The organism is Dyadobacter jiangsuensis (assembly GCF_003014695.1).
GTDB classification, from domain to species: Bacteria; Bacteroidota; Bacteroidia; order Cytophagales; family Spirosomataceae; genus Dyadobacter; species Dyadobacter jiangsuensis.
The window spans coordinates 36,175-60,022 of sequence record NZ_PYAS01000023.1 but is presented as its reverse complement, the minus strand read 5'-3'; the positions used below and the strand labels follow the sequence as shown (position 1 = coordinate 60,022).

Here is a 23,848-nt window from a genome sequence, read left to right as displayed (position 1 = left end):
AGTTTGATTGTCTGGTGTTGGGTCAGTTTTCTTTCAGCCGCAGCGTAGCAACAGAGATATGCGGCCAGCTAATAGGTACCACCGGATTAGCAGGCGGCGGGCCAAACACCGGGAAATCCAGAATCACGGTTTGCGTGTATTGCAGTTGCAAAAACGTCGATCCGTCCGGGTTCTGCACCGTTTCGATCCAGAAGATCGCGGTCAGGCTCGTCGCATTGGCATTGACGTTGATAAAAGGGATATTGGTGATACCGCCTGTTGGCGAAGTGGCACCCGGATTGCAAACGCCATCAATGGGATTTGCATCGAGTAGTATCACGATGGTTTCAATAATATTCTGCCCCTTTATCGCCTCTTTGAGCAAATTATTGGGGTTCATGATCACGTCTTTGGAAATCCCGGCGGGCGGTACCGCATCGTTTAGCAAACGCAGATAGTCCGGATTCGTATCATTGACCCGCTTGCCGTCGACAATAAAAAACGGGGTCGGGTCCGCGGGCGGTACATCGAATTGAGGGCCGCCTTTCACTGTAAAGAAACTCCCTTGTGCTAGCAGCGAATCACCATGCGGAATCGACCCGAGCCGTGCCACGCTTTCCTTCACCTGCGGATCTGTGCCGTCAGGCAGGTTGAGAAACAGGCCCGTCTCGAGGTGTATGCCATTCTGCCCTTGCGGCAGATTCACGTCATTTACCTGTTGCAGATAATGTAATCCCAGATAAGCAATGTCTTCCTGCGCATTTCCACGGTTGATGATTTCTCCGTCAATAGAAGAGAAGGTCAGAGTTTCAGCCGTATTATTCAAAATGATCTTGAACTTGTCGGCAGGTGGTGGCCCGGGCTTCGCCTGATTCATATTCGGAATCTCAATCAGATTGAACCCGGTTCCTACCCAGGTACCCGGAAGTTTCGCCAGGGGACCGAGCGAGGGAGCCGATACGGCCACTTCGGCCCTCGCAACCAATTTTTGCCCTTTTTCTATCGATTGTTCCTCAATATTGCCCAAGCCCGAAAGGCTTAATGCAGCCAACGGATTATTTTTAATCTTCGCCATAAGTTTGATGTTTGATTGATTGCTTTAAGACACAAGTAAACTACCCGGGTGGCCCACACATTCATCGGCCAACCGCTTCATTGCAAAGCAGCGCGTGCGAACCCACCCAGAGAAGTAAGCACTTCGGTGGTCATGAAAACTTGCGGAACAGCACTGAAATCACTTAAAAAAAGGCTTCCGTAGTTGCTGACAAAATTTTTAAAAACCGGCCCGTTCAAATGGTCGAAGAAAGCCGCCTGATCCTGATATATCTCGAAAAAGACCACTTCGCCGGCCGGTGGCGTGGGCAGGCTTTTTTCATTGAAATTGGGGACATGAACCATGTACAGTAATGTTCCGGGTTCATTTTCCTTTACGTCTGCCGCAAGTTTTTTCAAGGCTTCGCACACTTTTTCTTCGTTTCCCGGAAGAATCGTCCATTTTGCAATTAAGGGATACATGCTTGATCGTGTTTAAACTGAGAGGATGTTTGAAAGAGACTTACAGCTCGACATATTCAAAAGTTGGCCCGGCGCACTCTCCGTTGTCCAAGGGCATATTCAGCAATTCCAGCGCCCTGTATTTCAGATCGTACATGATATTGATGCCCTTGATCAACAGCTCCGGCTCACCGCTTACGGCGTCGTTGATATTATTGAGCAGCATCACGTATGTTTTGTTGAAATCAACAGCCTTCTCCATCAATGCGGGGTCACCTTCGTAATCCTTCATTCTCGGATTTGCCTTCATATTGTATACCGACGACCAGCTTACATCGAACGGCGTGCCGGTAGGGACACTTTTCACAGGCATTTTAAAATTGGTGTCGTTTGCGCTGTACATGCGCCCGTAATTAATCTCCTGAAATTTAAAGTAATGGGCATATTCGATGCCTTCCCCGAACATGGGCTCTTCGGTTACGATGGTACCATCTATCCCTTCCCCTTGTCCCACGATTTCGGCAATCGCTTCTTCGGCATCTTCGTAGCATTCCACCCTGATGATCTTTCCGCCGCTTCCGTAATAGTGATCAGGTGTTACCTGTCGCTTAGGATCGCCCGTGAAAATGCCGCCCGGCGTTTGCTCATTCAGGCGCTTCAAGCCAAATCGTATCGCCTGATAAAATTGCCCGATACTATCAAAACTATGCGGGTCGTCTAACGGCTCATTCGGAGCCGAAGGCTTTTCAATCGTGGTGAAAACGTCGAGCGCTTCTCGGGAAAACTTTAACAGCTGCACTTTGAAAGGGGGATCCCCTTTCGGGACTTCCGGTACAATATTCCCCGGTAACGGTGTAGGATATTCGGGAATAATATTCTTTACATCAAATAGCTTCTGCCCAGGCTTGATTGTCTTCGGATCCGTAATGGCGTTCAGGATGTTCGATACAAGGATCATATGCAGCATTTCCTCTACCACCACGCTTCTGATCAGATTACCCGCCTGCCGGTTGCTTCCTTCCTTGATCGTATAAAGGCCGCACAGGTACGGCGGTATGGTCGAAAGTTCGAGCTGTAATGCAGTCAGAAGGCATTCTTTCAGATGGTCAAGATTTTTGACATAAGTCTCCACATCCGCCTGCGCCATTTCGGGTCGCGCGCGAACGCCTCTGAAATTCACCGGTTCGATGAGTTCAAAAGTCTCCTGTTCCGCCTCTTCGGTGCCAGGGAGCGGTCTAATTAGCTTTTGACGCTTGGGATTATTTTTTTGAAATACCTTATTTTCCATAATTCGGTGACTGTTCTAGTTGTTTCAGAATGGCCTCGGCGGCTTTAAAAGTGAGTGCGGACATGGTCAGTGTAGGATTCGAAGTACCCAGGGTCGGCATATTCCCGCACCCGACCAGGAAAAGGTTCTCATGGTCCCATGTGCGCATATCCGCATTTACGACCGAGTCATCAGGACTGAATCCCATTCGGTGCGTACCGACAATGTGACCCGCCCCGTCGAATCGATAACCCTTACCTTTATACGTTACATAATCCGGGTTGGAATTCGGGTCGTAGACAGTAAAATCCTGTACATCGCATTGGCTGAACAGCTGGTCGGAAACGATCTTGGATGCTTCAAATGCTTTCAGCATATATTCGGTGGCGTGGTAATGAATCACCGGGCGATAATTACCGATATGATCTTTATACTCCGGACTGATCGTAACCCTGTTTTCGGGATCGGGCGCTTGCTCGCACTCGAAATGCACGAGCAGCTGACGCGTTATGACGTCCTTCATCTTCTCACGGAGTTCTTTACCGAACATTCCGCCTCCCACCGCATTGACGACGTCCGAGCCGGGAGAGAACACTGGCCACGACCAACCCCAGTTGTCCAGGGGCGATATCCACGCTGCATGATCTTTCCGGAATTCACCGTCTCTGAAAGTCGGTATATTGGTGGTAGAACCCGGCCCACGATAGGGATAGATCGGCTCGTCGGTCAACCCCCAGGAAAGTACCGTCATATGGTCCATCAGGTTCCGGCCTACCTGGTCGCTGCGATTAGCCGCGCCTGATGCGAGCAGCAACTTGGCATTTTCGATGGCACTTGCAGCCATCACATAAATAGTACCCCTGGCTACGTGCGTTTCATATTCGAACGAATCGCCGTTTTTATAATGCTTATACTCAACACCACTGATCCAGTTTGATTTCTCGTTGATCAATAGTCTGGAAGCAACCGACTGCGTTTGGATGGTCAGATTCGACTTATCGGATTTCCTGAGGGTTTTCAGCGCATTGTATTTCGCTTGCACCGGGCAAATAGGGACACAGCTTGCATTACCTTCGCAACGCTGTCCGGTGTATGGGTCCCAATTGGATCCTACCGGCTCATAGCTCGCCAGTTCATCGGTTCTTGTAAACTCCAACTCCTTTTTACCTGGGTTCCACCTGACGCCTGTAATTTTGTACTCAGGGTTGGGGATAGAATTTCGGCCCTGTGGCGTGCTGATGCAATACAGCTCGTAAGACTTCTGATTCAGCTCCACCTTGCTCTTTTTAGCTATTTTTTTGGTCATTACGCTATCAAGGTAGCTGGTGGGTATCGCCTTCATCGGGTAGCTGTATCCTTCACGGAATATGCTTTTTTCCTCGATCGGATATTGCTGATCCTCCACCGACCCTGATACGCCTATCTCATTTTCTGCCATTTCGTAGTAGCGTCCCATATCCTCGTAGTCGATCGGCCAATCCACCCCTACTCCATATTTTGTCTTCATTTTAAAGTCATTCGGCAGCATTCGCAAGGTGGTTCCGAGCCAGTGCAACGTCGTGCCTCCCGGTGTCCGTGCGCAATCGCTGGCGAAAGGTATCGGGCCCATTTGGACAAGGTACCCCTTGGTAAGCGGCTGGCCTTTCTTCATCACTTCCAAGTCGAGCACGTCGATCGAAGGCGCATCCTTAATGTTGGGATAAGGAGAATTGGGGACTTTTGCTGGCGCATTGTAGAAGGTGTTGAGATAGCCTTCATAGGTTTTAAATGCTCCTTCCGCATCCATCGCAATTCCGGCTTGCAGACCGGCTTCGAGGATTAACACCTTTTTACCTGCATTAGTGAGTAATTTGGCTACAATTGACCCGGCAATGCCGGAGCCGACAATTACCACGTCGTAATCGTTATTTTCCATCCGTATAGAAGTTTACCGGTAAGTTTATCGCACTGAAATGGGAACATTGGCCCAGGAGCCGTAACCTGGTTGTTTGGCACCCGGCGGGTGGGTATAGCCGCTATCCCACATAAGCCCCTGTATGTAAGCCGCAGAGGACACGGGGTTATTATTCCAGTTACCGGTATACCAGAGGATGATGATGTTTCTGGCCAAACCACTGTAGGAGGAGTTGGGCATTAGCTGATTCGCAATCGCAGATTCGCGGGAATCTTCTTCTTCATAGAGGATTTGCTCTACGTTCAGGAAGAAATATTCAACATCATCTCCGTCAGAATTCGCCAGGACCGTATTGTAGTAGCTTTCGAGCATCCCTGTCGCCATAATCTCGGCCTCGCTGAATCCCGTGAGAAGCGCCGATATCTTATGAAAGAGTTGAGCATTGGTAAGCGCATTGATCATTGTGGTGGTGATTAATTGTACTACACTTATCGAGAGGGTGCTTTTATTCGGGTTTGAATTTTGTTGCTATTTTGACCTTTAATGGAACATCCAGTGTTTCTTCACCTTTTTGAACCGTGATGAATTTGGGAATACTGTCTGAAGGTTTTTCGACAAATGCGATCACGGCAAATGTCTTTTCTCCCTTATGTTTAATTTCATCCACGGCAATCGCATGCACACCAAGCCCTTGCAGCTCCTCAGAATGTTGCTCCCTGGCCAGATTAGCGTCTTTTTCACTGATCATCTCGATGCGTTCATTTTAATGTACGGATGTCTGATACTCCAGGCCGAACACACGTGTCATGCGCCTTGCTCGTGAGTGACAAGGGTAACTTTCAGATCCGATAACACCTGGTCAATCGGATTAAAAACACTACCGCCATCGGCACCTGCAAAATGCAGGCCCATAGCTTTGCCTGATTCCTTATCCAAAACAAGTGCGCCCGAATCCCCCGGCTTCGAGTATCGTGTGCAAAACACCTGATCTATAAATCCTACATCACCAACCCCTTCATAATCCAGAACGAACCGGAAATGAACGTCTTTCACCTCTCCCTCGGTCTTGCCGGTGGTGCGTCCCACTTTCACTAATTTCATTCCGCGTTCAGCCTTAATAATACCCTTGGGCAAACCTATTCCTTTGATCTGCGCCGTCACATCGGCAAGCCGATCTTTCGTGGGCTTTACAATGGCACAATCGGTTCGGTTCACAAAAGCACCGCCTGGGGTAAATTTCTTGAAGGCGTGCAGTTTGGCAATCAAATCTCCCGGATTTACGCCTCCATCGAGTACACCGGGATACACAATCACATCTCCTTTCTTTCCAAGCCCGCTGTTGGCCAGTACGTGACTATTGCTGAGCAAAAAATTGCTTTTACCGTCCGTCACCACTGCTCCGAACGTGCCAGCCGAAACGTCGACATGCCCGATACTATTTCCCGGCTGAATAACCTTTCTGTCCACATTAACTTCAGGGGTCAATTTCCCGATCACGACCACGTCCGTGAGCACTCCGTCATTTCTGGCCAATGCGCTGGGTATCATGGCCGGGATGGCCATATCCGCCCTCAACTCGGATAACGGAATTTTTTCCTGAACATAGAATGTCAATGCCAGCTCCCCCGTACCATGGTTATTCGAAATCTTCTCACTGATCCCCAGCGCTACGATATTATCGGACCTGGTCATCCCGCGAAGTGATTCCGTATGTCCCCTCGCCCTTACGCTCAATGACTCGACGCGCCCTCGCGGCGCTGTCGTAAGCAAGTCAAGTACACGTTTAATTTCCGATTCAGAGGCCATAGTTCAGGACTTTTATAGCTATTTAGGCAATTCCGGACACGGGTAAATCTCCACAGGATTTCTACGACTTAACTATCAATCTCGTAGAACTAGTTTGATTAGATTGGCGGCAAATTATATGAATATATCGATAAAAAATATCCGTTAACTAATTGCTCAAGCAAATAAACAAGAGCTGGCCGAAACCATTTTCAATATGCATTTAGCTCTATCAAAGCTATCATACTTCGTATCCCGGCTTCGATTCAACTCTCTCCAAGCATTTCAGCGATTGAAACCCTGCGAAATCCGGGAGGAGTTTCCTGACCCGGCTGGGCAACCATAATACCTGCAACTAGTTCGTCAGATTCCTGTGTGGCCAACACCTCCCAGTCAAAAAGGAAGATCTGCTCGAAGTATGCGGCAACCTGTGCATCGCGGACAATAAGGCTGGCATCCCGGTTGAAAAGGCTACCTTCATTCGTCAGGTTATGGCTACCGAGTAGTACCTCGGCCGAATCGACGATAATGCCTTTGGTATGACATCCTTTTTGTACCCGGATAAAGTCGGTATCAAAGCCGAAATCTTTCAACCTTTCCAGCAGCTTCTGTAATTTGGGTCCATTCGCCGCACCAAATTCCCGGCTATCCCGAAAAATAATTCTCACGTCGATACCCGACTGCTGCTTGGCCTTCAAGGCTGAAAAAAATTCTTCAAACTCAGCAACGTTCTCTTCAAGAAGGTTGAAAGACTGATTTTCCAGATAAATTTTTCGGGTAGCCTTTTGAATCATTGCCAATGCAAATGACATATACTGCCTCACTCCTCTTTCCGTACGATCCGGCGTGAGTAACGGCTGAATTTCAAGCACTTTATTGACGGTAAGCGGGTCGAAGTATTTAGCTCTGACCAATCGCTCTGCTTCCACCACAAAGGCTGCTTCCGGAACAAAAATATCAGGAAAAATTACCTCGACACCCTCGTCAATGGGAACCCGCCGGGCTTCATCGAAATCAAAATCTATGTAATTTTTGAAAATCACAGCTAATTCTGCGTTTTCGATAATAGCATGCCACTCCCGGTTGTGCTCCCGCAAGGCCCGCATCGAAGTCGAATTCTGCCGCGCCGGGCTGATATCATCCTGGTTTGATTTTTTCCAGTTTCCACTTGATAACCAGATCTCTTCGTCGTCTCTGGAAGCCACTTTTATGTGATAGGCCGAAGGAAACAACTTTCCACTACCGACCGACGCAAATACGTGCTCGAACTTTGCCCCGACGCGAGCTTTCATATCCTCCACGGCGGCCTTGGTTCCTGGCCGTTGCGTGACCATTTTCAGCGTTACTCCTTCTTTTCTTACGGCATTCGCCACTGCGTCGCTGATGTGCTCGGCTTCCCATTCATAGATGGTAGCCGTAAGCTTCCGCTCTACCCGGCTAAGAAATGCCTTTAAGTTCGGGAATCCGGAATCCGGACTAACGTGGAAAACTGCTTTCATCTTGTCCCTCACAACCGGCAGGGATAAATTTGCCGGCTCACGATAGAACCCGGCACGGGCACGTGCCTCCAGGGCAAAAATGTCAATTCCCAAATGCTCCAGTTGATCGGGCACCGATGCTGTGCGTACGTCGGTTCCGATTCCTAAAACCTGACTTGGAATCGCCTGTATACCCGACTCTCTCAACTTATTGTACGACTGTTTTTCCTTTACCTCGACCACTACCACTCTTTCATTGGTAATCCAACCTCTCTTAAACCGGTACCCCCGGCGAACCTCGATTATATTTGGATCATTGGCTGCCATTTGGCGCACGGTCGCCATTGCACTTTCAAAAATATTCTCCGCAGACATCGTTCCGTTGATAGCCTGCACGCTGGCGTCTATAACTGCCGGAGTGTTTACCTTCACGGTTATTTCAATAGGCACCTGAATTTGAAACGTATAACTTCCTGGTGTTGTGCTGGAAGGCAATGGTTGAGACGTTTGTGAGATGGCAGTCCCCGCCGCTGCCTTGCCCGGAAGCTCTCCTCTCTGCACCCGCCGCAAAAGATCGCTTACCTTCGGAGCCGGCACTGCAAAATTTGCCTCCATAAACAGGCCGGAGAAATGCAGCCCCACCGCTTCACCTGTCTTCAAATTGATCAGCGGCGACCCGGAATTTCCACCCAGAGTAGAACAATCGTGTTGAATTTCATCCAGTCCGGCACTAATAATCTGGCCGGGAGCAAGGCGCTTTTTATCATACACATCTCCAAAAAGTCGCCGGACCAGCGCCTGATCAGGCACCCGTGAATCCCTCGCCGGGTACCCGATCGTAGCAATGAATTCCACATCATTGAGGTGCTCGGCCAGCAAGATGGGCGAAGCCAGTGGAAGGTCTGTCAACTTCCTGGACACACGCATAAAAGCGACGTCCGATTCACCTGATGGTGCAATCCAAAGAATCGCGTCGACGGCGTACTCGAGCGCAGTCCGTCGCTGATCCTCCTCAAGAAAATCGATCTGCGATGCCATGGGCAGCCCGTTGACACCTGCTTTAAAAGTAAAACCCTGCCCGCTCTGCCTTCCGAATTCCTGAGCAACGTGCCGGTTGGTCACAATAATGTCTTTGGCTACTAGCCAACCTGTCCCTACCCAGCTGAAATCGGGATTATGACTTAGCTCAATGCGGCCGATCGCCGGGATAACCCTATCCAGTATACTTTGGGCTATTTGAATGCGATCCGCCCAGACCTGGCTTTCGGGACCAAGAAATTCGGTTGTTACCCTGTTGTCACGTATCACCATCACCGGTCTCGCAAACGGACGAACAATGGTTTCAGGAACCATCCCCTCAATACTGCCGTCTACGCTCCTTACTTCGGCCTCTGCCAACCCGCGAAAAGCAACCCGCGGTTGAATTCCTTCCCCCGTAGAAAGTGTCGGCAGCTTGCTATGCAATTCTAAAAAAAGCTCCGGATCTAGATTTTCAAACCTTTTGATGGAAGCCAGGATCTGCTCTGAGGAAAACTGTGCCATAATTTTCAGTGTGATAAGAAGCTTGCTGCATTGGACTCAGTTCGAACTAATGATGGTCCGATTAGTAACTCTCCAAGAATGTGGAACGAGCGTGCGCTGAAGATTACCGGAAGAAAATTATAAAAAAGCGAGATTATTTTGGCTTTTTCACTCCAATACTGATTTACCGGTTACATAAGGTAACCCGCTTCGTGCCATCGAATTACACCATCCGTACTTATTACAGTCCGGCGGTGCAAAGAATAGGATTTACCCGGTCTTTTATCCGAGCTACACTCACAACATAGAGGGTTTCTCACCACCGAAAAGCAGTGCGTGCAGACAAACCAAATCACGAAAAACTGTCACTCTTTAAGAACCCTGAAAAGCTGCATCTTGCCATTATGCTCCGCTTTGAACAAATAAATTCCGGCAGGATATGACTTCATATCGATCGCCTCCTCGTTGGCGGAACTGGTTTTGGCCCAAACCTTTGCCCCGCTCGCATTGTAGAGGGAAAGGCTTCTTTTTACGCCTGTTTTGAAACGGATAATCACTATCGCGGATGTGGGATTTGGCCCTACTGACATTTCACCCGCATTGATATCCGGATCTTCCGTACCCAGTATCACCTCTACCTTGACGATCGAAGGCTCGTTGAGCGTGCCCGCCCCGCACCCATTGCTTACCGATAGCAGTTTGAAATAGGCCGATGGCTCTTTGCTGGTGATGAGAATGGTGTCGGGGGAAACGTCGGCAAAGCGCGCGACGGAACCCACATCATTTCCGTACCGGTACTGCCACTGCCCGGTACCTTTCAGCAAAACGACTACTTTCGCCCGGCCCGTTTCATCCAGGATTGCATTGTCGGATGCGAAAGCGGCACTGGCTTTTTCACTTAACATCATCACCTGCTGGAAGTCGCTGGAAGCCGTGTTCGCATCGCTGGCGGTAATTCTTACGCGGTACCCTTCGCCCGGAGTAAGTCCTGCGGGAACGATTGCCTGTAAAGGGGTGGTCTTGCCTGACGCCGGCACTGATCCGACGAGCTTGCCCTGGGTATCACGAAATTGCACTGTAAACTGGTTACCCGCTGAAAACGTACCTGATTGAGAGAAATGCACGAGCAATGTATCCTTCTCGCAAAATGTGCGAAATTTGTTCAGGTTGGTGACCCTGATTTTTCGCTCGGAGGGTGCATTAACCACAACAGTAGCACTGCCCGAAGCCTTCACCGGACCACAACTTCCCGACGCGGATACAATGGTGTAAGTAGTAGTTTTGGCAGGAACAACGCGCACGTCATAGACAGACGACAAGCCGGGCATTAGGAAGTTTAATGTCACTCCGTCGGAAAAGGTCACATCTACGGTCTGGTTGCCGATCGTCTTAGGCCGTACCTGAATATACGCTGCTTCTCCCGGGTTAATCGTCGTATAGCCCATCAATTCAATGTCCGGAGCTCTGACGATCGAGATTTGCTGAGAAACAGAAATATCGGAACCGGTAATGTAACAGGTTATCGTGTAGCTGCCCGGAGCCAGACTTGTCGGAACAGGCAACGAAATAGTCCCCCTGGCCGACGTTGCGGAAAGCAGGTCAAATCGGGAACCATTTGCATTTGTGAGGAAGAATCCGATTTTCTCTCCTACTGGAATATCCCCGCCCACCTCGTACCTCACACCAAGTGTATTTCCTCCGCACACAGACGTGGCAGGAGCGAATGTCACGATTTTAGGCTTGATCTTCACGGGAACATTCCCCGACACCGATCCATAACCGCATTCGTTGCTCACCGATGTAAGTTTAAAAATTGTTGATTTTACGACTTCATACTGACGCCAGTACACTTCCTCAGTCTCCACAGTCTCGCTTCTTCCCTCTAAAAGAACCTTCCACGGACTCCCTCCGGTTAGCTGGTAATCGACAAACACCGATTCTCCAAATTCGATTTCGGCAGCAGTGCCCGGCGCCTGTTTTCTGTATGTAATCGTTGCGGTAGGTTTCTTTTTAACCTTAATTGTTTTCAATTGTGAAGAGGTACCTGCGTCGGAACTCACCCAAAGGTGGTAGACCCCTTCCATTGTATCCGGGATAATGTACTTCAAATCAGCCAGCGAAGTGCCGGAAGCGACAGTCTGAACACTGCCATCGTCCTTAACAAGACGCAGGCGGAAAGTAGTACCATTAGGCGCGGAGCCATTTCTGACCTGAAATGGTACAACTAGTTCCTCTCCGGTGCAAAACACCTGGTTGTCCGTGAAATAATCGATCGCCAAATCGTATGCCTTCCAATAGAAGTACATGGTCAGGTCGAAATTGGTATTGCCACAGGCATTCCCGACTGATTTGAGCGTGTAAGGAGTGACCTTTCCCCTCGTCATAGGGGGATAAAATGCCTCGTATTGCAGCTTTTCTTCGAAATGATAGTTTTTGACGCCGTCTGTCCACTCGGCAGTATAGGGAGAGCCTTCTTTGAGTTGGGTAGATACAGCGGGTATTTGGTCGACGTTGAATATTTCCGGTCTTTCCGGCGTCGAGCGGCTGAGCTCGTCCAGCGATTGCAGCTCCGGTTTTTTGTTCACAACCAGCCAGATATCCGAGCCGCCTTTTACCACCGGACTTGTTGACTCCACCCCAACCTGGGTGTAAGTATTGCTTTCCAACGCCAGCGCCGGCAACTTGTACTTGCCCGGCTTGCTTACTTTCAGCCAGCCGCCGTCCACGCCATCATATCTCTTTATCCTGAATTCATTACCAGAGTCAAATTTTCCAAGTGTTTCAAACCAAACCTCAACACTGTCGGTTTCGCAGTAATACCTTTTCGCGGGAGGGTGTACTATTATAACCGGCTGCTGGCCGGAATACGGCTGTACCGTAAAATTCATTTTAGCCAAATCGGAGGTTGCATAACAGGCGTTCTCGACCGATTTGGGGCCATAATTACCGGATGTCGGCACAAAAATACGATCCGATCTCTCGCCATACCTCCAATAACTTTTATACCCCGATTCGTCCGTCATCCCGAAAGGAGCGCCACCGTGCACCAGCAATTTGTACTCATAATACTTGGGATAAGGCAGTGTCCTGGGCTGGTAAGTTTCAAAGCTGATCCGCGGGATCCCCCGGATAGTAAGCCCGTTGCGGTATTCGGATGCGTACGAAGGATTGGTGGTTGTTACGCGAAAATCGGTAATGCTGAAATATCCCTCCGTTACCCACGACGCCGGCGAATGGGGAATGAAGAATTCGAGCGAGTCGTTAACCAGTTTAGCTTCAAACTTATATACGGTTTTCTTTGCGGTAATTCCTTCGAAAGTAAACTTCGTATTCGCATTGAGCGGCACGTTAGCTGCGAACGGAAGACGAACGGTTTGATTTTCACAAACCTCCCATTTCGGAAACGGATCGCCATTTATCACAATACCATCGGGTATGGTCATCACAATGTTCTGTTTCGGCAGATCCGTGGTTACGCCGCAAGCCGTTTTGAGGGATTTAATGGAAAAGGTTTCTGTTTTTAGCAGGTAAAGATTGATGTTGCGATTGTTATCAAGCTGGTAGGACCGCCCGTTGCTCAGCTCGATTACGTGCGGCGCTGGGCCCGATACATTGAACCACATCGTGATCTGTTGGCGCATGCGCGCGGTGCCGCTTTCGCTCTGAAAGCTTGCCGTCGGCTTTTCATGTACCTGGAAACTCTCCGAATACGGACTTACCATTTTGGGGCCATTGACTACGATCGCCGCTTTCAAATAGGATGAGTAGGTAAGAATGTTATCCGGGATTTTAGCAGTCAATATACCTTCACCTTTCCGCTGAGCAGGTATTTCAATAATGGTTTGAGGATTGTTTTCAATCAAAAGGCGTAGTTTGAATGTCGCCGACTCCGGAATGGTACCGCCTGCTACCGCGTATTTCAACTGGATTTCACTCCCCTCACAAAGTACGTCATTGGTGATTTTAGTCGGGATAATCGTCACCGGATTGATTTTGACGGAGATTTTGCCTGAGAATGGAACTGCTACTTCACAGCTGTTAACCGCTTTTACGATAAAAAACTCAGTAGAAGCAGAAGCAGCCAGCGACAGTACCTGCTTGTCCGACGACCAGCGTACTTCGTGGGTGGAACTATCGTTCAGCGTCACGCGGACCGGGTTATTGGTTGAAACATTGGCAAAAATACCCATAGGTATACCCGCGTTCAACGTATCAGGCATGCCGGCGTCGCGTGCGAGCGACACCTGGCCCCGGCTGTAAAACGGCCTTGAAAGTGGGTAGGTTTCGGTGGCAGGACTGGTCGACAACACTTTGAATGTGATCCGCTCGCTACCGCCCGCTTTGTCGTCACCAACGGAGAAAACGAAATTGCCGTTTTGATATACCGCCTCATACCGGCCGACCGGTTTGAAATCCACGCCGGAGATCAGCTCCACGTAAAACTTGTTGTCGCTATTGAACTTTCCGGTAACCGACCCCCGGATTTTCATTTCCTTAAATGAGCAAATGGGCGCATAGTAGTCGTTTTCGACCGATATTCTTGCCTCGGTATCCTGAGCAAATGCAGGTTTGGCAAAAAGGCACAATGCAGCAAGCAACAATTTTCTCAACTTCATGAGGGCGATTCCCGATAGAGGTTTAGTATTTGATAATCCGGTATGTTGTAACAAGGGCCTTCTTTCTGACCTGCAAAATGTAGGTACCGGCAGCTAACGCAGAAACATCGATAGCCGTACTAGTGGCAATTGAGCGGCCTGTATAGACACTTTTGCCCGCCACATTAAAAAGTGCCAAGTCACGCGCTCCGGCATTTTGAAACTGTACCGAAAGTATCGAACCGGCCGGATTCGGGCCGAACGTAATGACCTCGCCGGATGGCAATGGCTCATTGCCCGTGATGAGTTCAATGCGGAAAGAGGAAGGGTCGCCAGCTTTGCCCAGCCCGCATCCGTTGCCGACCTGCAAGATCCGATACTCAACCATCGGGCTGGCCGGGCTCAGCCGGAGTGTGTCGGTATATTTAGCCACGCTTCTGAATTGGGAAAAATTAGCGTCTCCAAAGCGGTAGTAGAAAGGGGAACTCCCCTCCAACCCGATCACTACATCAACTTTCTGCCCCGGCTCATAGTAAACCGAGGGCGTAAGGACCTTCGCGGTAGCATATTGCCCGATACGCACGCCGCCCGGCACTGTTCCCGGACTGATGCTCGCATCCTTAGGAACCACCCGAACCCGGTAAAAGTCAGATTTTTTCAAGTTAGCAGGAACCACCGCAGCTATCGGGGAAAAGTTGCCGGAAGTCGGCAGGCTTGCAAAATTGTTCCCGGTGCTATCGGAAAGCTGCACCTCGTAAGTGATAGTTTCCGTCGACGGTGCCGCATTCAAATGAAAAAAGACCAGCATGGTATCCGAGTTGCAAACATCCGGACCCTTCAAACCGCTAATGCCTTCTACCGAAAGCCATCGGGTTAGCCGCGGCTCCACCTTCACAGTTGCGGAACCGGAAACTCTGCCCGTACCGCATGCCGTGTTCAGCTCTTTTAATGTGTAGGTAGTTGTAACCGTGGGAACCAGTTTGATTTCCGTAACGCCACCGGGATATGGGGCAGTGTGCTTGTAGGACTTGCCATCCGAAAGTTGAAAAGAGGTACCGGAAGGAAATTTGTTATTGGCACGAACGTAGATGGTCGCGGCTTCGCCGGCCGTGATCGAATTATCTCCGAATAACGTGAGATCGGGCGATGCGTAGAGTTGATACAACATCGACGCGGAAGCCTGCAAAGCTGCGATCTCAGCTTTGATCGCGAATGTTCCGCCGGAGATATTGTCAGGTATTTTTAGCTGAATGCGACCACCGGCATTATTCACGGAATCCAGCTTGACTGGCTTCCCCTCCTCGCTCAGCAAACTGAACACCAAATAGTTGTTCCCCTGCAACTCGGAGCCTTTAATCTGGTAGTCGAGCTGGATGGTCTTGCCGGCACAAATGACCGCATCGGAGTTTTCGGGATATTTTTTCAACTCCACAACCGGTTTGACTTTGACAGTCACAGAACCTTCCAGCTTACCATAACCGCATGAATTCCATATTTTGCTGATAGTGAACACCTGGGGAGCATTTACGATCACAGAATAGGAAGTGTAATTGGGGCCTACTAGCTGCTGTGTGCCGTCGCTGTACATAATGCCCCAAGGCTGATCACCGTCAATAACCGTGCTGAGAACAATGCCCGAACCGTAGGGAACTGTGAGCGTCTGGGCATAAAGTACGTCCCGCGAAGAACCGTCGAAACTGCCGCTGGTGGGAACCTTCCCTACCAGGTAATTGATTGCTTGGGAGTAAATTCCGTCGGATGATCTCGCCCTGAGATAGTAAGATCCGGCTGTCAGGTCCGGTACTTTAAACTTGAAGACGCGGCTGTCTGTCGCAGTCGCAATTTCCGAATAGGAGTTCTGATCACCGGATTTGGAGATTTCGAGTGTGAACTTTGTGGCCACACCTGCCGTGCCGCTTTCTGTACCGAACTTAATCTCCGCCTCGGTTCCTACGCAATGATATATCGACAAATCGGTCCGTTCCAGCACGAGTTTGTATCCAATACCTTTGAAATAGCCGGTAATGTCGCTGTTATAGGTCCCGCAAGGGTTGGTTACCGAAATCAGTTTAAATTCTGAAACCTTGCCATTTGTTAGTTCCAATGGGACGCTCTGCATGCCGTTATGGTCGGTCCCTATTGTTTGCTCTTTCCCATCGAGCGAGTATTTGAGGGTGCTGTACTTGCTGGCATACACCACTACACGCGGTGACTCACCCAGATACATCGTTTCGGGATATTCTTTCGAAGTGTATGGATAGATGGAAGGCTTTTGAGGTTTGGCCCGCACATAAAAATAGCCGGATTGGGAGGTAAGGCGGGGCAAAGTCGAGCTTAGTGAAAAGCTCGCAAGGTAATCCTCGGGCCTGTCAACGAGGGCTATTTTGTAAGTACCTTGTTTGGTTAAATTTTGAAACGGGTCGGGGGAAGTCTGATCAGCATACGGATAGGACAACGCAAACCGGTTGCCTGCCTCGAAATTCCCGGCGAAGTTTACAGATACCGCGATACTGTCACCGCCGCAACGGTCCACTGTGCTGAGCATCCTTGTAAACAATGCAGGCGTCGTATCTGCCGGTTTCACCACCTTTATCGGAAAACCAGGCAAGTTTGAATTGGTAAAGCATTCGTTAGAAATCGATTTTACCCTGAAAGTGGTGTCTTTCCTGACAAACAGATTATAGTAAATGTTGCGATAGTCGTAGGTTTCTTTCGTGCCGTCCATCAGCTCAACCGTATACGGCAGGCCGCCCCACAGGTTGTAATCCAGGCGAATACCGGAAGGATAAGGCACACTCGGCTGGTAGTTTTGCCCCGCCGTCATAAAAGGTGGGCTCTGGACCGATGCGACGGTGTAATCGGAAGTCAGCGCCGGATTGGCCGACACCGCACGCAAGCTGGTAATATTGCCATAATCGCGGGTGGGATCTTCTGAGGCTCGCTGGGGGATAAAGAATTCCAGTGAATCGCCCGTGATCTTTGCCGGGAAAGTGAATTTCGTACCTGAGTAGGTCGTCCCTTCCACAGTATAGGTAGTTTGCGCATTCACGCCCACAGCTCTGAAACGCATACGCACAGTCCGCCCCTCGCAGAAGGGCCCAACCTTCGCCGATGTCCCCGGATCGCCCAGCAAGAGACTGGGCCGCACGGTGAGTACCAACGGTGCCTGAGGCGGGTTTTCGATCACTCCACAGCCCGACTCGAACTTTTTCACCTGGTACTGGGTCGTTTTTTCAGGGCTAACCTGGATATAATAATTAAACGTTTCGCCACTTGTGAGTGTAAATTGATAAGGCGGCAGCCCTTTCGGATTACCACCTATCCTGGGCTGCTCGCCCAGCGAAATCGTATTTTTTTCGGCTTCAAGCGAAAAAGAAGGCTTTGGATAAATATTGACTTTCAGCGCTTTGTTGATCGAGACCGATGACGGATTCTCGGTGACGATCCCGACGTAAATGCCGTCATTCCGCATAACTGACAGCAGATTGTCCGGCACCCGAGCGGTCAGTTCGTTTTTTCCCGTCAAAGTAGCCGGAGCGTCCACGAACTTATAAGTATCCATATACACATTGTCGCTCGCAAACCGGATCTTGTATTTTGTACCCGCATTGAAAGAGGAGGTACCTGCGTCAAACAGCACTTTCACTTCAGTGCCCTCGCATGGCTGTTCCGGGTTTAGGTCTGTCGCCATAAAATCGCCCGCATTCACCTTTATACGCACCTGCCCGCTTGCGCTCAACGCGCCACAGACGTTGCTGGCTTCTTTTATTGCGTAAATACCTTCCCGCGTTTTGGGGAAATTAATATAGGTCGGGTACACTGCGCCACCATCTGAATTAGAGTAGTTGAGATTAATTTTTTCTCCCGTGTTCAGTGTCACCTCTCCGGGTGTCGTCGGCGTAGCAACCAACGCCAGCACAACCTGTTCGTTGGAATTGAGTGTATCTGCCGAAAGCCCCCAGCGCGTCGTCAGCCGCACGTACGATTTCGTCAACGCCCTGAAATAGCCGCTCGCTTCCGTTTCTGTTTTGGGATTCGAAGAAAGGACCTTAATCTGAAAACTTTGCGGGTCGGCCAACGCCGCATCTTTCAGCGTGGTAATTAACTTGTTACCCCTCAGCACAGCGGGATACTCCCAGCGTCTGGCGGGATCGTACCAGTAGCGGTAAGCAACAACCGTAAATTTATTATCAGCAGGAAATGTCCCCTCGATAGTCACGTCTATCGAGAGCTCCGTTCCAATGCAGTAATTCTCAGAATTGACTTTATTAATACGAATGGTGGGGGTTTGGGCAAACGAATTGAAACCGCAGCAAAGAGCAAAGAGGATGAGTAACTGTTTAATCATGATTGTCAAGAGGGAGATTGTATGCAATTTCCGTGTTTGTGGTGACTATTCCAATTAAGTAAACACGGCGCTACAAAATCAACACTCTTTATCGGGGAGTATTTCCTTCGTGGCCCCTTGATATAACTCCTATTTCTTCCAAACCCATGACTAATATCATTTTTCCAATCAAATACCCTGGCGTTCTTGCACCTGATAGAACTAACCGAGTTTACGTTAGGATAGAAATTCGTGGAAAAATGGCCGGATTCTTAATCCGACCATTTTTAGTTTCTAGCCATTGAGTGTGATCTCCAGAATATTGCTTGTGGCTTCTGTTATTCTGAATCGCTCGTCTGCCCGAAGCCCTAGCACCCAGATAATTTCACCATCGCCATTAAGCAGTACCGCCGTCTTTTCCTTTTCAAAAAGATCGACTTTATTGTCAATCAATAAATCACTCACTTTCTTGCGCTTGCCGCCCATTCCGAAGGGCTGAAAGATGTCACCTTGCTGCCATTTTCTCAAGGTTAGCGGGAATGTAATGCAGTTGATATCCACGGCGATCGTTGCATTGTCGAAATGAGGAGGACTTCCGGCCGGTAATACGCGCAAGCTGATCTTCGCGCCTTGCCAGTGAAAGGTTACGCCAGGTTCCTCGATAGTCAGCACTTCGGGATCCGAAGTTTGAGATGACGCCTTTAATAAGATATGGTCTCTGTCGACCAGCAATGCATGCGTTGGGGAGAAGAAGCGCTTTCCCGAAATCCCTTCGAGGGAGGCTACAATGTTACGCAGCTGGCCATATTGAAAACCGAAATCCTGCAAAATGAACCACAGCCGGTAAGCGGGCTCCGCTTCACTCAACAGGCCGGCGATCGGTATACGAATAGTACCAGCCTCCTCCCGAACAATCTGCGCTTTCCAGCGTTGCAAATGCGCTTCAAGCAACGCATTGGCCGCCCGCAGCCGCTCTGAGGAAACATTGAAAGTACTTTCCAGCGAAGGATTCAACTCGGCAAGGACCGGAATCACGTGATGACGGATCTTATTCCTGTAATAGTCGTCTGTTTCATTGGTCCGGTCTTCCCGCCATTGAATACCGTTTTCCGCAGCATACCGGCTTATCTCGGCGCGACTTGAGAGCAACAGCGGACGGATCAGATGACCATTGACAGGCGCAATTCCCGTCAATCCGGCGAGGCCGGTTCCACGGGCGACGTTAAGTAGCAAAGTTTCCAACGAATCGTTAGCATGGTGCGCCGTCGCGATCCATATGTAACCCGATTCCTGTCTAACCTTTTCGAACCACCGATACCGCAGTTCCCGGGCAGCCATTTGAGTTGAAATGGAGGTACTTTTCGCGAAGTTTTTAACATCCGGCTTCGTCACAAAAAATGGAAAATTGTAACGGGCCGATAGTTCACGTACGAACGCCTCATCACCATCCGACTCCTCCCCTCTCAAACCAAAGTTACAATGCGCAATCCCTGCCGTAAGTCCCAGACTATGAAACAGATGAGCCAATACCACAGAATCGACTCCGCCGCTCACAGCAAGTAAAGTCGGCTGCTGTTCCAGGTCCGGCGTGTGTTGGTTAATAAAAGTTAAAAACGAATCCAACATGAGCCTGCGAATCGGATTTGATGTACTTTTGAATAAATGAGAATGGATTTATCTCTTCGTCGGGATGGTAACGGGACAGGATCCAGCCAAAGGTAAGAGAAAGAAAAGCAACATGAACAAAAAAAATAGTGCAGGAACCTGCAACCCTTTTAAACTTTTCGGCGTCATCAATATCAAAAGAAATATATTTCAACTGACGTTCTTTGCCTTACTGATTTTTTCGCCTTATCTGTTCGCACAGAAAGCATTACCTCAGGCGCAGCCTCTTCCCAGTGATAACCTGGTGGAGATCCTGAAATCGGACGAGCTGGAAATTATCAACGAGCCCGGCGACGATTCGCGGCGAGTCACAAATGGCGTTTTCAGGCATAAGGGAGCACTTTTATACAGCAACCTTGCTATCCAGCACATCAACTCCAATATGATCGAGGCATTTGGTAATGTCAAGATTGTCCAGGGAGACACGATTACAGTAACGGGAGATACGCTCTATTATTACGGAAACACCCGCCTGGCAATCGTAAGTGGAAAGAAAACGGTCCTGAAAGACACAAAAAAGACGCTTACAACCCGAAAAATCGAGTACGACATGGCCAACGGGATGGCTTACTACAAGCTACCGGGCCGGACGGTCGACGAGGAGAATGTACTCACCAGCAAAGAAGGCGTTTACAACACGAGCACGAAAGAATTCACCTATTACAAAAATGTGAAGCTGGTGAACAAAAAGTATACGCTCACAACCGATACGCTGCTCTATAACTCGCTCACCAAATGGTCGTATTTCAATGGCAAGACCAAGATCGTGAACAAGGACGGTACAGTGGTCGGAACCAAAGGGCAATACAATACGGAATCCACCCAGTCAGCATTTCATACGCGCACGACCGTCGACAACGAAACGTATACGCTCACCGCCGATTCGCTTGTAGTGGATGGTAAATCCAATGACGGCAAGGGCAAAGGCAACGTGGTGATTGTCGCTAAAAAAGACAAAACGGTATTAAATGGCGACGAGGGATATTACTGGAAGACAAAAGGCTATTCCAAAATTTTTGGTCACGCCTACGTAAGAAATGTCGTATCCCAGGACACGCTCTACATTCGGGCAGACACGCTTTATTCTTTCGAGAATTCGCGTGACAGCACGCGGAAGCTGATCGGAGATCGCAATGTATTTATCTACAAATCCGATTTCCAGGGAAAATGTGACTCGATCACCTACGATACCGCCGATTCGATCATCCGCTTTTTCCGCAAGCCTATCCTGTGGAGCGACCAGCATTACCAGATGGAAGCCGATTCGATCACCGCTTTCCTGGTCAGCAATGAAATCAACAGAATGCTCCTCAAGGGGAAATCTTTCGTCATTACCGAAGACACGCTTGTGAAGCAATTCAACCAGGTGAAGGGACGGACGATCAACGCCTACTTTCAGACGGGAAACAAATTGAAGCAGGTTTTGGTAGACGGCAACGGGGAAAGTGCCTACTATGCGGTAGATGATAAGCAGAAAAATATCGGTCTGAATAGGGTCGAATGCGGGAGAATGAACCTGCTTTTCGAGGATAATCGCATCCAGCGGATCGCATTCATCGGAAAACCGGATGGGAAGTTAATCCCTCCTTCCAAAATAAAGCCCGCTGAGAGGCAACTGGACGGCTTTAACTGGCGTATTGCTGAGAAACCGACCAAGGCCAAGACGACGTGGCAGGAAAAATAAGTTTATGAGAAATTGTGACGGTGTTTAGCTAACGGCACGATTTTTTACCGTACAAAAATAAAGTTACCCATTCGCACAATATATTTTGAATATACAATTATTTCTCTATATTTTTGTAGCGTACTTTTCAGCTAAAAACACATAACGCATTAGTCAAAAGTATCCGATTGCAGCTATGAAAAGAACTATACGTTTTATATATATGATTTTAGCCTTGGCCCTGAGTATTCAAGGGTTACAGGCCCAAAGTGTGTCGGGGGGAAGCCGCCTGAATATGGTCGGCAAGAAGAAAGCCCCCGCAACCCAGAACATCAAATTCTCAAACTTTTCAAGTGGTGTCAGCTACAAACCACTGACTTTGCAAAATCCAAAAGCGCTGAATAGATTCTACACTTCGTTTCTTTTTGCATCCGCCAATGCCGCAGACAATAACGCACTGGCTGTTGAAGTAGCCGAAAAAGGCAGCGAAAAGAAATCCCCGGCGTTGGAAGCGCAACTGAGAGCAGAGGAACTGCTGTTCGTGAATGACAAGATTTCAGTTTCCAATGTTTATCCAAATCCTGCAAGCGAATACGCGGAAATTGATTTTACGATCAATCCAGGCTTGCGTGATGCGAAACTAACGTTTTATAATGTGCTCGGCTCACAAATGCAGGAGTTTACACTCAACAAAAATGACCGCAAGCTGCGGATAAATACGAGAGACATGGCTACCGGCCTGTACTTCTACCAGCTATCTGTCGACGGCAAAAAAGTGGCCACCAAGAAAATGCTCGTTCGCCATCAGCAATAGGCTAACTTTTAACACTATATCAGCTACGCATTCGTTATGAATCGTGTAGCTTTTTTTTATTACCTTTGCAGTTAATATGCGAAAAAACAGTCCGGCAAGCTATTTCTTGCTATTCATTGCAATCCTTGTTGTTACTTCCTGCAGTAAGTTCTCCAAGTTACAGAAGACAGGCACAGATCAGCAGAAGTACGATGCTGCCATGGCCTATTACAAAAAGGCGGACTATTACCGCGCTGGACTGCTTTTTGAGGAGTTGATACCTTTGCTCAAAGGAAGCACCGAATCCGAGCTCGCTCAGTTCTATTACGCTTATTCGCAATACCATCAGGGCCAGTACAATACCAGCCAGTTTCTCTTTAAGAAATTTTACGACACCTACGCCCGCAGCGATTACGCGCAGGAATCGTTGTACATGCATGCATTTTCGCTGTATAAAGACTCGTCGCCATACACTCTCGATCAGACCAGCACACACACGGCTATCTCTGCCATGCAGGACTTTATCAATACCTATCCTGATAGCCCTTTCCGCGAAGAATGTACCCGTTACATTCTTGAATTGAGATCCAAACTCGAAAGAAAAGCTTACGAACGCGCGAGGCTATATCACAAGATCAGTGACTTTAACCCAATGTCGCTTAAATCGGCGGTTATTTCAATTGAAAACTTCCGTAAGGACTTCCCCGATTCACAATACAACGAGGAGCTTGCATTCCTAAAAGTAGAATCCCAGTACAACCTGGCTTCTAACAGTTTCAGTGATAAGCAAAAGGAAAGATTCCAGGACGTTGTGAAGTTCTACCAGGAGCTTGTCGACAAATATCCTACCGGCAGATTCAACCGTGATGCCGAAAAAATGTACGACGACAGCCAGAAGCAGATCGAGACGATCGCCAAGGTGGAAGCCGAACGTCAGAAATTGAAAGAAGCTCAACCCGACCCGGCCACTAAACCGGCTAAGGTTACCACGCCGGCTGTCAGTGCCCCGAACGGCCAATAGCAGGCACCATTTATATCGTTTTAAAAATTTAACTATATCAGACCATTATGGCAACGAATCCATCGATCATTACCCGTGATACAGACAAGATAGCGGCGGTAACAGGTAACCTGTATGAATCCGTATCGGTCATTTCCAAAAGGGCTCGCCAGATTTCCAGCAAAATGAAAGAAGAGCTGAACAACAAACTGGCTGAATTTGCTTCCGGTGTGGATAACCTTGAAGAAGTGTTTGAAAACAGAGAGCAAATCGAAATTTCGAAATTTTATGAGCGTATGCCTAAGGCAGGAAGCATTGCAATCGATGAATTCATCGAAGGCAAAACTTACCATAGCTACCGCGACGCCAGCGAAGAATAATACAACC

At 48.9% G+C, this 23,848-nt stretch carries 15 protein-coding genes; 4 read left to right on the top strand and 11 right to left on the bottom strand.

Features of this window, described 5'->3' with window-relative positions:
- Positions 1 to 22 precede the first annotated feature (22 nt).
- The 11 genes from CLV60_RS31365 to tilS all read right to left on the bottom strand — a co-directional run bounded on the left by CLV60_RS31365 (position 23) and on the right by tilS (position 19,966).
- Entirely contained in the window at positions 23 to 1,054 is a 1,032-nt protein-coding gene (locus tag CLV60_RS31365; RefSeq protein WP_106599355.1) for a heme-binding protein, read from the bottom strand.
- Between the two features lie 77 nt (positions 1,055 to 1,131).
- Positions 1,132 to 1,494, bottom strand: coding sequence for a putative quinol monooxygenase (locus CLV60_RS31360; RefSeq protein ID WP_106599354.1), 363 nt, complete (start codon positions 1,492 to 1,494; stop codon positions 1,132 to 1,134).
- A 40-nt stretch (positions 1,495 to 1,534) separates the two neighbouring features.
- Complete coding sequence (locus CLV60_RS31355; protein ID WP_106599353.1) at positions 1,535 to 2,761, bottom strand: ferritin-like domain-containing protein; 1,227 nt, start codon at positions 2,759 to 2,761, stop codon at positions 1,535 to 1,537.
- Positions 2,751 to 4,655, bottom strand: coding sequence for a GMC family oxidoreductase (locus CLV60_RS31350; protein ID WP_106599352.1), 1,905 nt, complete (start codon positions 4,653 to 4,655; stop codon positions 2,751 to 2,753). The genes CLV60_RS31355 and CLV60_RS31350 overlap by 11 nt, the downstream gene beginning before the upstream one ends.
- A gap of 24 nt (positions 4,656 to 4,679) precedes the next feature.
- Positions 4,680 to 5,096 carry a hypothetical protein gene (locus tag CLV60_RS31345; RefSeq protein ID WP_106599351.1) on the bottom strand — a complete coding sequence of 139 codons (417 nt, stop codon included), beginning with the start codon at positions 5,094 to 5,096 and terminating at the stop codon, positions 4,680 to 4,682.
- Between the two features lie 43 nt (positions 5,097 to 5,139).
- On the bottom strand, positions 5,140 to 5,382 hold the full coding sequence (locus CLV60_RS31340; protein WP_106599350.1) for a hypothetical protein: 243 nt from the start codon (positions 5,380 to 5,382) through the stop codon (positions 5,140 to 5,142).
- A gap of 56 nt (positions 5,383 to 5,438) precedes the next feature.
- Positions 5,439 to 6,326 carry a chymotrypsin family serine protease gene (locus CLV60_RS31335; RefSeq protein WP_106599349.1) on the bottom strand — a complete coding sequence of 296 codons (888 nt, stop codon included), beginning with the start codon at positions 6,324 to 6,326 and terminating at the stop codon, positions 5,439 to 5,441.
- A 359-nt stretch (positions 6,327 to 6,685) separates the two neighbouring features.
- Positions 6,686 to 9,439: a phospholipase D-like domain-containing protein gene (locus CLV60_RS31330; RefSeq protein WP_106599348.1), complete on the bottom strand. Its 2,754-nt coding sequence runs from the start codon at positions 9,437 to 9,439 to the stop codon at positions 6,686 to 6,688.
- A gap of 344 nt (positions 9,440 to 9,783) precedes the next feature.
- Positions 9,784 to 14,034, bottom strand: coding sequence for a T9SS type A sorting domain-containing protein (locus CLV60_RS31325; protein WP_106599347.1), 4,251 nt, complete (start codon positions 14,032 to 14,034; stop codon positions 9,784 to 9,786).
- Positions 14,035 to 14,056: 22 nt separating this feature from the next.
- Positions 14,057 to 18,361, bottom strand: a complete 4,305-nt coding sequence (locus CLV60_RS31320; RefSeq protein WP_106599346.1) for a T9SS type A sorting domain-containing protein — start codon at positions 18,359 to 18,361, stop codon at positions 14,057 to 14,059.
- Between the two features lie 273 nt (positions 18,362 to 18,634).
- Positions 18,635 to 19,966: a tRNA lysidine(34) synthetase TilS gene (tilS, locus tag CLV60_RS31315; RefSeq protein ID WP_106599345.1), complete on the bottom strand. Its 1,332-nt coding sequence runs from the start codon at positions 19,964 to 19,966 to the stop codon at positions 18,635 to 18,637.
- A gap of 112 nt (positions 19,967 to 20,078) precedes the next feature.
- Here tilS and CLV60_RS31310 point away from each other — a divergent pair, with 112 nt between their 5' ends.
- The 4 genes from CLV60_RS31310 to CLV60_RS31295 all read left to right on the top strand — a co-directional run bounded on the left by CLV60_RS31310 (position 20,079) and on the right by CLV60_RS31295 (position 23,841).
- The gene (locus tag CLV60_RS31310; RefSeq protein WP_106599379.1) at positions 20,079 to 21,689 is read left to right on the top strand and encodes an OstA-like protein; all 1,611 of its coding nucleotides are present in this window, start codon (positions 20,079 to 20,081) and stop codon (positions 21,687 to 21,689) included.
- 202 nt (positions 21,690 to 21,891) lie between these two features.
- On the top strand, positions 21,892 to 22,482 hold the full coding sequence (locus CLV60_RS31305) for a T9SS type A sorting domain-containing protein (protein ID WP_229211218.1): 591 nt from the start codon (positions 21,892 to 21,894) through the stop codon (positions 22,480 to 22,482).
- A gap of 76 nt (positions 22,483 to 22,558) precedes the next feature.
- Positions 22,559 to 23,482: an outer membrane protein assembly factor BamD gene (locus CLV60_RS31300; RefSeq protein ID WP_106599343.1), complete on the top strand. Its 924-nt coding sequence runs from the start codon at positions 22,559 to 22,561 to the stop codon at positions 23,480 to 23,482.
- Between the two features lie 47 nt (positions 23,483 to 23,529).
- Positions 23,530 to 23,841 (top strand): DNA-directed RNA polymerase subunit omega, encoded by a 312-nt coding sequence (locus tag CLV60_RS31295; protein WP_015814652.1) that lies wholly within the window; start codon positions 23,530 to 23,532, stop codon positions 23,839 to 23,841.
- The last annotated feature ends 7 nt before the right edge of the window (positions 23,842 to 23,848 follow it).

What these genes read in the sequence shown, in the direction of transcription:
- CLV60_RS31365 (WP_106599355.1), bottom strand. Translation starts at nt 1,054, where the DNA reads ATGGCGAAGATTAAAAATAATCCGTTGGCTGCATTAAGCCTTTCGGGC.
- CLV60_RS31355 (WP_106599353.1), bottom strand. Translation starts at nt 2,761, where the DNA reads ATGGAAAATAAGGTATTTCAAAAAAATAATCCCAAGCGTCAAAAGCTA.
- CLV60_RS31320 (WP_106599346.1), bottom strand. Translation starts at nt 18,361, where the DNA reads ATGATTAAACAGTTACTCATCCTCTTTGCTCTTTGCTGCGGTTTCAAT.
- CLV60_RS31340 (WP_106599350.1), bottom strand. Translation starts at nt 5,382, where the DNA reads ATGATCAGTGAAAAAGACGCTAATCTGGCCAGGGAGCAACATTCTGAG.
- tilS (WP_106599345.1), bottom strand. Translation starts at nt 19,966, where the DNA reads ATGTTGGATTCGTTTTTAACTTTTATTAACCAACACACGCCGGACCTG.
- CLV60_RS31300 (WP_106599343.1), top strand. Translation starts at nt 22,559, where the DNA reads ATGCGAAAAAACAGTCCGGCAAGCTATTTCTTGCTATTCATTGCAATC.
- CLV60_RS31360 (WP_106599354.1), bottom strand. Translation starts at nt 1,494, where the DNA reads ATGTATCCCTTAATTGCAAAATGGACGATTCTTCCGGGAAACGAAGAA.
- CLV60_RS31335 (WP_106599349.1), bottom strand. Translation starts at nt 6,326, where the DNA reads ATGACCAGGTCCGATAATATCGTAGCGCTGGGGATCAGTGAGAAGATT.
- CLV60_RS31350 (WP_106599352.1), bottom strand. Translation starts at nt 4,655, where the DNA reads ATGGAAAATAACGATTACGACGTGGTAATTGTCGGCTCCGGCATTGCC.
- CLV60_RS31295 (WP_015814652.1), top strand. Translation starts at nt 23,530, where the DNA reads ATGGCAACGAATCCATCGATCATTACCCGTGATACAGACAAGATAGCG.
- CLV60_RS31310 (WP_106599379.1), top strand. Translation starts at nt 20,079, where the DNA reads ATGAACAAAAAAAATAGTGCAGGAACCTGCAACCCTTTTAAACTTTTC.
- CLV60_RS31305 (WP_229211218.1), top strand. Translation starts at nt 21,892, where the DNA reads ATGATTTTAGCCTTGGCCCTGAGTATTCAAGGGTTACAGGCCCAAAGT.
- CLV60_RS31345 (WP_106599351.1), bottom strand. Translation starts at nt 5,096, where the DNA reads ATGATCAATGCGCTTACCAATGCTCAACTCTTTCATAAGATATCGGCG.
- CLV60_RS31325 (WP_106599347.1), bottom strand. Translation starts at nt 14,034, where the DNA reads ATGAAGTTGAGAAAATTGTTGCTTGCTGCATTGTGCCTTTTTGCCAAA.
- CLV60_RS31330 (WP_106599348.1), bottom strand. Translation starts at nt 9,439, where the DNA reads ATGGCACAGTTTTCCTCAGAGCAGATCCTGGCTTCCATCAAAAGGTTT.